This is a genomic window from Vibrio sp. 1580 (assembly GCF_033340055.1).
This window is the reverse complement of record NZ_JAWOVT010000688.1, coordinates 1-526: the sequence shown is the minus strand read 5'-3', so window position 1 is coordinate 526 and position 526 is coordinate 1. Positions and strand designations below refer to the sequence as shown.

Genomic DNA, 526 nt, shown 5'->3' with positions numbered 1-526 from the left:
GGAAATATCGCACTTATTAGAAAGCCCAACACAAGAGCACCAGAGTTGGATTAAGAAATTCTTTTCTTAGTAAGGGGGAGTTATGTTTTTCAAACGGAAAGGCGTCGGGAGTTCATTCAATTCCGTAGATGAAGAAAAAGAATCGAAAGTCGTCAAGGTCGATCTTGCTGCGAAAGCAGAAGACGAAGATTACGTCAGTGAAAACAAACCATTAACGCCGGTTGAAGCGAAGCTGAAAGCGATTGAAGAGCAGAAAAAACAGCTCGAGCAAGATCTGGCTATTAAGCACTACTACCATAAGAAATTGCTGGATACTTTAGACCTTGGCTTGTTATCACATCTGCAAGAAGATCGCGCGAAAGAAGAGTTAAGGGAAGCGGTGATTCAGTTGATCGCCGAAGACCAAACGCATCCTTTAAGTTCAGAAGCGCGCAACCGCGTGATCCACCAAATCGAAGACGAAGTGTTTGGTCTTGGGCCGCTTGAGCCACTGCTTGAAGATCCAACCATTTCAGATATTTTGGTC

1 pseudogene is annotated in these 526 nt (G+C 44.1%); it reads left to right on the top strand.

The features are described 5' to 3' along the window. Nucleotides 1–82: 82 nt before the first annotated feature. A pseudogene (locus R7093_RS27860) lies at nucleotides 83–526 on the top strand (CpaF family protein); the annotation flags it as partial.